Consider the following 10,133-nt stretch of genomic DNA (forward strand, 5'->3'; position numbering starts at 1 on the left):
ACGATGACGCTAGACGAGCTGAATAGGCTGACGGCTCACCCTGAGGAGCTCAGCCGCCACACGCTCTCGCCACTGGCCGAGCTGGTGGAGACCTATCCCTATGCGCAGAGCATCGTGATGCTCTACCTACTCAATCTGTCGATCCTCGGTGACCTGCGCTACGAAGCGGAGCTGCAGCGTTGGGCTCCCCACCTACCTAGTCGCGAGAAGCTCTACCTGCTAGCTCGGTTGCACATGCCGCTAGCAGACTTGACGCCCGTGCTGGCTCACGACCCATCAGACTCCTTTGCTCTCGTAGATCAATATCTGCGCAAGGTGGCCGAGCGCGAAGGCCCGCTCTCGAACGAGCTAGAGTACGACACGGCAGAAGCTCTCCCCACGGAGGAGCATACCCCAGACTACTTCTCACAAGCGGAGTACGAGTCGGCACCCTCAGATATGTCGCTCTCGGGGCTTCTCGCCACACCTTCACCAGAAAGCGCGTCAGCTGCCGACGCCGCTCCGCAGCCTATGGCACCGCCATCCGATGATGCGGAGCCGAGTGATACGCTTTTTACCGAAACACTAGCCTCCATCTACATCAAACAGGGGCATTATGAGCGAGCAAAACGAATTATTGAGGGGCTAAGCTTGAAATTTCCAGAAAAAATTAGTTACTTTGCAGTTCAATTGAACTTTCTCGAGAAGCTAATCGACAATGCTTCTCACTCATAAATACGCATTCATAGACTAGTAGACATGCAAATCTTTCTAAGTATCCTGATCCTCATCGCAGCTATCCTGCTAATCCTTATCGTCGTCGTTCAGAACTCTAAGGGCGGTGGTCTAGCAGCAGGCTTCGGCGAGAGCAATAAGTACATGGGGGTACGCAAGACGACGGACTTCCTCGAGAAGGCCACATGGACGCTCGCAGGAGCTTTGGTCGTGCTCAGCATTGCCAGCTCATTCTTTGTGAAGCCTCAAGTACAGGCTAAGCAGAGCGAGAGCTTTATCGAGCAGTCTCAGCAGAGTGCTCCTCTGCTACCTCAGCAACCTGAGGCTACGTTACCACTACCCGCTGCTCCCGCTACTCCCGCTGCTGAGGCTCCAGCCCCAGCACCTGAAGCACAGCCTGAGGCTCAGCAGCCTGCCGAGTAAAGCCTGAAGAGGGCTTAGCCAGCTAGGTAGCTCGTCAGATATTGATGAGGGGAGGACTCACGCTTGTGTGGGTTCTTCCCTTGGTTGTGCCTATAAATGCAGAAGAAACTGTACCTTTGTAGCATAGCTTGTTGCTAAGCGTGACAAGCTCCTCACTCGTAATAACTCAAAGAAGTAGGTAATGCTTACCATCAAACAAATATTGGATGACCCACAGGGAGTCATCGAGCGGCTCGCCGTCAAGCACTTTCCCGCAGAAGAGCCCATAGCAGCTATCATCGCTCAGGACAAGCTGAGACGCGATGCACAGCACAAGAAGGACGACAGCCTGGCTCAGCAAAAAGTCCTCTCACGCTCTATCGGTGAGAAGATGAAAGCGGGTGCCCGCGAGGAGACTGAGCAGCTCAAAGCTGAGGTGCAAGCACTCAAAGAGATCTCTAAGCAAGCTGAGGAGACCATGCGACAGGCCGAGGAGACCATGCGACAGCTCCTACTCTCCGTACCTAATCTGCCACACCCCGACGTGCCACATGGCACCTCTGCTGAGGACAACCTCTGCGTCGCTACGGGTGGTAAGATGCCGACACTAGCTGACGATGCTAAGCTACCACACTGGGAGCTGGCTAAGCAGTACGACCTTATAGACTTCGAGCTGGGAGTCAAGATCACGGGCGCAGGCTTCCCCGTATATAAGGGTAAGGGCGCAAGACTACAGCGCGCTTTGATCAACTTCTTCCTCGACAGAGCTACGGCAGCTGGCTTTCAAGAGGTCGAGCCTCCTATTATGGTCAACGAGGACTCCGGTGTCGGCACTGGTCAGCTCCCTGACAAGGAGGGGCAGATGTACCACGTGCAACTGGACAACCTCTACCTCATACCGACGGCTGAGGTGCCTGTGACCAACATCTTCCGTGATGTCATCCTAGAGGCGGACCAGTTACCTATCTGTTGCACTGCCTATACGCCTTGCTTCCGTCGTGAGGCGGGCTCGTATGGCAAGGACGTACGCGGGCTCAACCGCCTGCATCAGTTTGACAAGGTAGAGATCGTCTCCATCGACCGTCCCGACCACTCGTGGCAGCAGCTCGACAAGATGATCGCACACGTCAAGAGCCTCGTTGAGGAGCTTGAGCTCCCTTATCGTATCCTCCGCCTCTGTGGTGGTGACCTAAGCTTTACGAGTGCTATGACTTACGACTTTGAGGTCTTTTCAGCTGCTCAGGAGCGTTGGCTCGAGGTGAGCTCCGTCTCTAACTTCGAGAGCTATCAGGCCAACCGTCTGATGTGTCGCTACCGTGACCCTGAGGAGGGGATTACCCTTTGTCATACGCTCAACGGCAGCGCCCTCGCTCTGCCACGCATTGTCGCTGCCCTACTAGAGAACAATCAGACACCCGAGGGCATTATCATCCCCAAGGCACTGAGACCCTACACTGGCTTTGACAAGATAGACTAAGCAATCGCCCCCAACCCACACCGCTATGGCTAAGAAAGGCAAGCAATCCGCCCGAGCGATCAACATACGCAACAAGCGCGCTACCTATGACTATGAGCTCCTCGACCAGTACACCGCAGGCATCGTGCTGGTTGGTAGTGAGATCAAGTCTATACGTGCGGGCAAAGCGGCTCTCGTGGATAGCTACTGCTACTTCTCGCGTGGTGAGCTGTGGATCAAGAATATGTATATAGCGGAGTACAGCTACGCTTCCTACAACAATCATGTGGAGCGACGGGAGCGCAAACTGCTACTCAACCGCAAGGAGCTGCGCAAGCTCGAGGAGGAGATGAAGAACCCTGGGCATACGATCATCCCCGTGCGTCTCTTCATTAACGAGCGGGGGCTCGCCAAGCTGGTCGTTGCACTAGCCCGAGGTAAGAAGCAGTATGACAAGCGCGCTGCCATACGCGACCGCGAGGACAAGCGACGCCTAGAGCGTGCGATGCGCTTCTGACGAGCAAGTCCCCGAACAGCGAGACGTGTAACCCGCTGTAGGGACGCGCGGCTCGGACGCAGACTGTCGGTGCGTCCGTTGTATCAAAATGAAACCATATCCGTTGTCGAACAGCAATACGAATAACAATTTGTAGGGGCGGACCTATGTGTCCGTCCGTCTTCGTTGGAACGCAATATGCCTTGTGGGCGGACACGCAGGTCCGCCCCTACACGAACTACATCAACACGACCAGTCCAACCATCAGACGCTGTAACCTTTGACACAACGGACGCACGACCGTGCGTCCCTACAAATTGTGACTTGTGAGACTCGCGAAGTCTAGTCCAAGAGATTGGGCGAAGTCTAATTATTAGACGATGCAAAGGTAATAGAACAGACCATCGAGCCTGCACTCAGCTGCACTCAGCCTCACTCTGTAGCTTGCAAACGCCTCAACAGGTCCTAACGTGGAGCGGACACAGCATACGACTCCCGATCTACAAGCGAGGCAATGTCGTGTGATCATCTTTTGCTGTTAGTACGGACAAACAACCCAACGAGGGGACTCAGCCGCTTCTAGTAAGCGATTGAGTCCCCTCGTTGTATTGTTGCTAGCTATACTAGAGAGCTGTCGTCATCTAGTGGGCGAATGGGTTACCACGCCATGCCAAAGACGAGCTGAGGCATACCCATAGTGACAACGGTCGTGGTGTGATGATCTTTTGGTCCCACTTGTATCATACGAGAGCTGTAGACATAGCCTAAACCTACATAATAGTGTCCGATGCTCTTACGCACGTCTACCGAGATATTTGACCCGAAGCCGTGCTGCAGGCTGTTGAACGCATCGTAGTCGCCAAGTAGCGTAGTGCTATCTTTCGTTTTGTCCCTAAAGAGCAGGGTATAGCCGATGGAGAGAGAGCCCTGAACACTCCAGCCTGAGCGACTGTCGCGCAGACTACTAAGGGCAATAGAGGGGCCTATGAATAGTTGGTTGAGCAGGCGTTCCTTATGAGGGATCAGGGGCTGTGTACTCTTGAGCTCCATCTGAGTATATGAGAGTTCTCCGCCCACCTTCCAGTGGTTGTTCAGCCAACCGCTCACCTCCATAGAGGCATTAGCGACTATAGGCGATAGGAGATTATTGGTCGGGGTGACAATGCCCGCACCACCTCGTGCGGTGTAGTCTAGGATAGGTTTGTTTTGGGCATGAATTAGCGAGATGCTACAGAGGAGGGCTAGAATGAGTAGTCCAGACTTGGTCCATTTACTTGTTTCCATTCTAATACAGATTGAGGTTTATGATATGAGAGTGGCTTACGTTTGGTCTTAAGTCTACACCCCTTTGATAACGCAGTTGGGTCTACGCCATTCTTTCGAGCACTGCTAGTCATAGGTGATCGGATCTTGAAGAGCAACATACAGCCTCAGTGCCCTCAATCAAGATGAAACGAAAGTATGCTTCCTTTCGCTCCCTGCTCTAAAAGCAAAGTTACAAAACGCTTCTAAAAAAAACAAGTGGCAACTTTACTTCGCTATACTCCGCTACTCTTGCGCTCCGTATGAGCGTAGCGACTTTGATCTGGACGCACCACAAATGTTCCGACTGAAACGCCACAAATGTTCCGACTGAAATGCCACAAATGTTCCGACTGAAACACCACAAATGTTCCGGTCGTATTGTCTATTTGATTGATGTTTAGTAACTTTGCCGTATAAAGTTATTTGGATATGGCAGCGTATTACAAAAGAACATCTGATCGTATGCTTTGTGAGCTTCTTGAAGCTTTTGGAGCGGTTCTAATCGAAGGCCCTAAGTGGTGTGGTAAAACAACAACCGCCTCTCAAGTTGCCAAAAGCATCATTAAGATGCAAGACACCGATATGAGAGCCGAGTATCTCGCCACAGCTCGTTCTAAGCCCTCTCTCTTACTTAGAGGAGAGCCTCCAGTCTTGATAGATGAGTGGCAAGATGCACCTATCCTATGGGATGCTATACGTACTCAAGTTGATGAGAGGGGACTCCCAGGTCAGTTTATCTTGACAGGTTCTAATACTGTAGATAAGTCCGAGATACTGCACTCTGGTACTGGCAGAATAGCCAAGCTGCGGATGCTACCTATGAGTCTGTGGGAGTCAAGAGAGTCCACTGGAGAGGTCTCTTTGCAAAGGCTCTTTGATGAGGCTGACTATGATATCGATGGCAAGAGGTCGAGTCTAACCATAGAGGGACTGATATTCGCAGCATCTCGTGGCGGGTGGCCTGCATCTTTATTTGCTCGATCTGAAAAAGCACAGCTGATGATTGCCAAAAACTATGTTCGCTCTTTGTGTGACGAGGATATTTCTCGCATAGATGGGAAGCAACGGGATAGCAAGGTCGCTGAGTCCTTATTGAGATCCTATGCGCGAAATATCTCTACACTAGCACAAAAGAAGACTTTGCTATCAGATGTCGCATCCTCGGGAGAAACTGTCTGGTCAATGGATACGTTTACTGATTATGAAAGAGCTTTCGAGCGCTTGTTTATCATTCAGAATATTGATGCGTGGAGCCCTGCGATACGCAGCAAAACCGCCATCAGGAGTAGCCCCAAGAGAAGTTTTTGTGATCCATCCATTGCGGTAGCATCACTGGGCGTATCCCCAGAGGCGATGTCTGTCCAGCTGAAAACCTTTGGCTTCATCTTCGAGCAGATGTGTATCCGTGACTTGCGGGCATATACGATGGATCTAAATAGTCATGTCTCATACTATCGGGATCGCTATGGACTCGAAGCGGACATAGTACTTCATCTTGAAGATGGTAGATATGCCCTGATAGAGTGCAAACTTGGAAGCAGAGAGATAGACGAGGGTGCTGAGCACCTTCTCGAATTAAATAGACTCATCAAGGAAAACAACAAACAAGAAGTACAAGTACCCCTGAGGGAGCCAGATCTCTTGATTATCTTGACAGGTGGGCAAATGGCCTATACCAGACCTGATGGTGTTAAGGTCATCCCTCTTGCCTGTCTGAAGGATTGATCGACTCTTGTCCCTTATCTCTCAGTTAGAGCTTTATGAACTCCCGCTAGTCTTGCGCTCCGTGTGAGCGTAGTGACTTTGACCTGGACGCACCACAAATGTTCCGATCGAAATGCCACAAATGTTCCGATCGGATTGGATATCTGTCTGACATTTAGTTGTTTTGACTGTTATCCCATTTTGGGGTAAATAAGAAACGGATTAACCGCCTTCTCTAGGAAGACGACTAATCCGTTTCTTCTGTTTTGTAGGGGTGCACGGGTTTACTGACAATACGAGTAACCCTTTGTAGGGACGCACGGTCGTGCGTCCGTTGCATCAAAAGTTACAGCATCGTGGTTTTAACGGGGACAGATGCCCTCTCACTAGACACTATCCGAGCGTTCCTACAAAGAGTTACACGTCAGGTCGCTACACGCACGAGCCGAGCGTCCCTACAAAGGGCTACACCTCTCTTGTGAAGTGGTGTCTATGTCCTAAAGCAGGTAGTTAGAACTGGAGCATCCGCTCGATGGAGCGCCACGCTCTCTGGCGTAGCTCTTCGTCGACATGCACCTCGTACTGCTCGTAGAGGAGTGCGTCGCGGAGTCCCTCGAGGGTGATCATCTTCATATATTCGCAGACCTGGTCGGGGAGGATGGGGATCAACTCCTTGTCTGGATAGCGTCTCGTCATCTCAGCCAGCACCTCAGGCTCCGTGGCGATGATGTACTGCTTCAGGTCAGAGACCCCAGGACGATTGATGATCGTGGTGGTCGAGCCGATGATGCAGCGAGGATTGTCGACGATCGACTGGTCGCTAGCAGCTACCGACTCAGGGTGTATCAGGATCTCTGCCTCGGGATACTGATCGAGCATCGTGTGAACCAGCTCGGAGGTGATGTCAGCATGCACGTAGCAAGCTCCCTGCCATAGATCCATCTCCCGTCCCGTTACATTCATGATGTACTGTCCGAGGTTCTTGTCAGGACCAAAGAGGATCGGTTGACCCGTGGGGAGGGCGCGTACGATCTTCAGGGCATTAGCACTGGTCACGCAGTAGTCGGTGACCGCTTTGACAGCTGCTGTCGTATTGACATAGCTGACCACAATGCCGTCGGGGTGCTTGACGCGCCAAGTGTTGATACCCTCAGCCGTGGCGCCCTCAGCGAGGGTACAGCCAGCATGTGGTACGGGGCAGAGCACCTTCTTATTGGGCGAAATGATCTTTGCGGTCTCACCCATGAAGCTAACTCCGCAGAAGACGATCATGTCCGCCTCCGTCTCGCCAGCGATCTGTGAGAGTGCCAGTGAGTCGCCTAGATGGTCTGCGATACGCTGTATCTCGGGGCGAGCATAGTAGTGCGCTAGGATGACAGCGTTCTTCTGCTCCTTGAGCGTACGAATCTCTGCATAGAGAGCCTCTATCTGTTGTTGTGTCATGTGTAAGTAGTCAGTTAGTGTGTAGTTGGTAGTGTGTCAAGCCTTTTTATTGGATCGGCTTGATCTTCATACTAATGTCGAAAGCACGTACCGAGTGGGTCAGTGCTCCAATGCTAATGTAGTCCACGCCGACAGCAGCCACGGCAGCTAGACGCTCAGCCGTCATATTGCCTGAAGCCTCTACCTTAGCTTGTCCATCGATGAGCTCGACGGCACGGCGCATCGTCTCTATGTCCATATTGTCCAGCATGATGATGTCAGCACCAGCGTCTATAGCCTCCTGCACCTCCTCCAGTGTGGTGGTCTCGACCTCAATCTGTATAGAGATCGGCAGATGAGGACGCACCTCCTCCACGGCAGGCAAGATGCCACCCGCCATGGCAATGTGATTGTCCTTGAGCATCACCATGTCAGAGAGCGAAGCTCGGTGGTTAGTTCCCCCGCCGTCGCGTACCGCCATCTTGTCCGTGAGGCGATGTCCCGGAGCTGTCTTGCGGGTGTCTAGGATTTGTGTCTTGGTACCAGCGACGCACTGCACACATTGGTGGGTGTAGGTAGCGATGCCGCTCATGCGCTGCATGAAGTTGAGCATGATACGCTCAGCCCGTAGCAGGTCCGCATAAGGAGCCTCGATGGTGGCTAAGATATCGCCCTTGCACACCTCGTCGCCATCCTCATACTCTGATGTAAAGGTGATCTCCTCCTCAGGAGTGCATCGACAGAGGACCATATAAGCTACCTCAAGTCCAGAGACGATGCCGTCGTCCTTGGCTATCAGTGTGGCGATAGCTCGGTCGCTCTCGCTCAGTATGTAGCGTGTCGATAGGTCTCCCGTAGGAGCATCCTCGCGGTAAGCAAGCTCGATGAGCGTGGCAAACTCCTCGCTGTTGTATATATCAGTCATACCTCTTGTGTGCTAATTGATGGGTTGATGTGTTATTTGTCCATTGAGCAGTCTCGTTCGATAAGCTTCGCTCTCAGGTAGTGTCTCCGTGTAGTCGCTGCGGTAGTGACCTCCACGGCTCTCCTCACGCAGTAGTGCAGCATGCGCCATCATGTGCGCCACCTCTACCCGTCTGCGAGTCATGTAGGCGTGGATGCTGTGCTGTGCATCCTCTGCGAGTCCGTCTGAGAGATGCTGTAGCTCATGGAGCGCTGAGACGAGCCCCTCCTTAGAGCGGATGATCCCCACCCGGCTCATGAGTATGTCGCCCAGCTGTCGATTGATCTTCGTCTGCTGCTCTAGCGCATAGATCTGCTCTTTGTCTAGGCTCCACGACAGGTCGGGGAGGTTCGTCGGGGTCGCTAGCGACGCAGTCTCAGTAGGCGTAGTCGGGTGGGCGATTGCATAGTTAGCAATCCGCTTGCCGAAGACGATACACTCGATGAGCGAGTTAGAGGCCAAGCGGTTGGCACCCATCACCCCTGTCGAGGAAACCTCTCCGACAGCATACAGCCCAGGCAGGCGAGTACATCCGTTGAGATCTACGCCGATGCCCCCTACCGTGTAGTGCGCTGCGGGAGCTACGGGTATCTCGTCTGTAATGTCTAGTCCCAGCTGGCGGCAGTGCTCCGAGATGGTCGGGAAGCGCTGTAACAGTCGCTTCGGGTCAATGTGTCTCAGTCTCAGTCGTACATGGTCGGTACCCTCCTCTTGCATCTTGAGGAAGATGCTTCGCGCCACCACATCTCTCGGTGCCAGCTCTGCGAGGGGGTGTAATGCGGGCATAAAGCGCTCACCGTGCTTGTCTACAAGGTAAGCACCCTCGCCACGTACCGCCTCACTAATGAGAAAAGAGGCGTACCCAGGCAGATAAAGAGCTGTGGGGTGAAACTGTATAAACTCCAAGTCCATCAGCTCGGCACCCACTTCACTGGCTAGCCACAAGCCATCGCCCAGAGCCGTGGGTGGATTGGTCGTGGGGTAGTAAAGCGCGGCAGCACCGCCAGTGGCTAGTACGACAGCCGATGCGAGGATCGTATCGTAGTGATGAGCGCGCTCGTCATAGGTTACCAGTCCCTGACAATGTGTCCCGTCAGCAGAGCGTAGCACCTGCACGGCACTGTGATGGTCGAAGATCGTGATGTGCTGTGCCTTCCTGATCTGCTCGATCATAAAGGTGGTCACTAGTCGTCCCGTAGCGTCTCCACCCGCGTGGAGGATGCGACGATGGTGATGTCCCCCCTCGAGACCGAGGGCTAGATGTCCATCTTCGCTGTCGAAAGCCATACCCATCTGGATCAACTCATTGATCCGGTCGGGTGCTTCGTCTGTCAGCACCTTGACCGCCTCTGGGATGCAGAGCCCACGCCCCGCCACGATCGTGTCTTCGTAGTGATCTGTCGGTGAGTCCTTCTGGTCGGTGACAGCAGCCATCCCACCCTGTGCGTAGTAGGAGTTGCTCTCCTCGATGGTGCGTCGAGCAATGAGCGCTACCGACCCATGCTGCGCTAGAAAGTAAGCGCAGTAAAGCCCCGCGAGGCCACCACCTATGATGATGTAATCATATCGCTGAGGAGATTGCTGCTGTTTCATATACTATTGCCCGTTAACTAAGTCGCACCATGCAGAAGCCGTAATCATAGCTCGCAGAGTACTATTGCGGAGGCAAA

General features: G+C 53.1%; 9 protein-coding genes. 5 read left to right on the plus strand and 4 right to left on the minus strand.

Annotation, left to right across the window (positions count from 1 at the left end; translation table 11 throughout):
- Positions 1-3: 3 nt before the first annotated feature.
- The 4 genes from Q2J34_RS04295 to smpB all read left to right on the plus strand — a co-directional run bounded on the left by Q2J34_RS04295 (position 4) and on the right by smpB (position 3,089).
- The gene (locus Q2J34_RS04295) at positions 4-714 is read left to right on the plus strand and encodes a hypothetical protein (protein ID WP_298888507.1); all 711 of its coding nucleotides are present in this window, start codon (positions 4-6) and stop codon (positions 712-714) included.
- A gap of 24 nt (positions 715-738) precedes the next feature.
- A complete protein-coding gene (secG, locus tag Q2J34_RS04300) occupies positions 739-1,137 on the plus strand; it encodes a preprotein translocase subunit SecG (RefSeq protein ID WP_298888504.1) in 399 nt (132 codons plus the stop codon).
- 181 nt (positions 1,138-1,318) lie between these two features.
- Entirely contained in the window at positions 1,319-2,593 is a 1,275-nt protein-coding gene (serS, locus tag Q2J34_RS04305; RefSeq protein ID WP_298888502.1) for a serine--tRNA ligase, read from the plus strand.
- A gap of 25 nt (positions 2,594-2,618) precedes the next feature.
- Positions 2,619-3,089, plus strand: coding sequence for an SsrA-binding protein SmpB (gene smpB, locus Q2J34_RS04310; protein WP_298888500.1), 471 nt, complete (start codon positions 2,619-2,621; stop codon positions 3,087-3,089).
- A gap of 636 nt (positions 3,090-3,725) precedes the next feature.
- Here the strand turns inward: smpB and Q2J34_RS04315 are convergent.
- Positions 3,726-4,352 carry a hypothetical protein gene (locus tag Q2J34_RS04315; RefSeq protein ID WP_298888497.1) on the minus strand — a complete coding sequence of 209 codons (627 nt, stop codon included), beginning with the start codon at positions 4,350-4,352 and terminating at the stop codon, positions 3,726-3,728.
- Positions 4,353-4,802: 450 nt separating this feature from the next.
- Between Q2J34_RS04315 and Q2J34_RS04320 the strand changes: the two genes are divergently transcribed.
- A complete protein-coding gene (locus Q2J34_RS04320) occupies positions 4,803-6,098 on the plus strand; it encodes an ATP-binding protein (protein ID WP_298888495.1) in 1,296 nt (431 codons plus the stop codon).
- Positions 6,099-6,587: 489 nt separating this feature from the next.
- Here Q2J34_RS04320 and nadA read toward each other — a convergent pair whose 3' ends face one another.
- The 3 genes from nadA to nadB are packed head-to-tail and all read right to left on the minus strand — an operon-like array spanning position 6,588 to position 10,056.
- Complete coding sequence (gene nadA / locus Q2J34_RS04325) at positions 6,588-7,520, minus strand: quinolinate synthase NadA (protein ID WP_298886658.1); 933 nt, start codon at positions 7,518-7,520, stop codon at positions 6,588-6,590.
- A gap of 46 nt (positions 7,521-7,566) precedes the next feature.
- The gene (nadC, locus tag Q2J34_RS04330; protein ID WP_298886661.1) at positions 7,567-8,424 is read right to left on the minus strand and encodes a carboxylating nicotinate-nucleotide diphosphorylase; all 858 of its coding nucleotides are present in this window, start codon (positions 8,422-8,424) and stop codon (positions 7,567-7,569) included.
- A gap of 12 nt (positions 8,425-8,436) precedes the next feature.
- A complete protein-coding gene (gene nadB, locus Q2J34_RS04335; RefSeq protein WP_300969365.1) occupies positions 8,437-10,056 on the minus strand; it encodes an L-aspartate oxidase in 1,620 nt (539 codons plus the stop codon).
- Positions 10,057-10,133: the final 77 nt, after the last annotated feature.

It is taken from the genome of Porphyromonas vaginalis (genome assembly GCF_958301595.1).
In the GTDB taxonomy this organism is placed as follows: Bacteria; Bacteroidota; Bacteroidia; order Bacteroidales; family Porphyromonadaceae; genus Porphyromonas; species Porphyromonas vaginalis.

What these genes read in the sequence shown, in the direction of transcription:
- Q2J34_RS04295 (WP_298888507.1), top strand. Translation starts at nt 4, where the DNA reads ATGACGCTAGACGAGCTGAATAGGCTGACGGCTCACCCTGAGGAGCTC.
- secG (WP_298888504.1), top strand. Translation starts at nt 739, where the DNA reads ATGCAAATCTTTCTAAGTATCCTGATCCTCATCGCAGCTATCCTGCTA.
- serS (WP_298888502.1), top strand. Translation starts at nt 1,319, where the DNA reads ATGCTTACCATCAAACAAATATTGGATGACCCACAGGGAGTCATCGAG.
- smpB (WP_298888500.1), top strand. Translation starts at nt 2,619, where the DNA reads ATGGCTAAGAAAGGCAAGCAATCCGCCCGAGCGATCAACATACGCAAC.
- Q2J34_RS04315 (WP_298888497.1), bottom strand. Translation starts at nt 4,352, where the DNA reads ATGGAAACAAGTAAATGGACCAAGTCTGGACTACTCATTCTAGCCCTC.
- Q2J34_RS04320 (WP_298888495.1), top strand. Translation starts at nt 4,803, where the DNA reads ATGGCAGCGTATTACAAAAGAACATCTGATCGTATGCTTTGTGAGCTT.
- nadA (WP_298886658.1), bottom strand. Translation starts at nt 7,520, where the DNA reads ATGACACAACAACAGATAGAGGCTCTCTATGCAGAGATTCGTACGCTC.
- nadC (WP_298886661.1), bottom strand. Translation starts at nt 8,424, where the DNA reads ATGACTGATATATACAACAGCGAGGAGTTTGCCACGCTCATCGAGCTT.
- nadB (WP_300969365.1), bottom strand. Translation starts at nt 10,056, where the DNA reads ATGAAACAGCAGCAATCTCCTCAGCGATATGATTACATCATCATAGGT.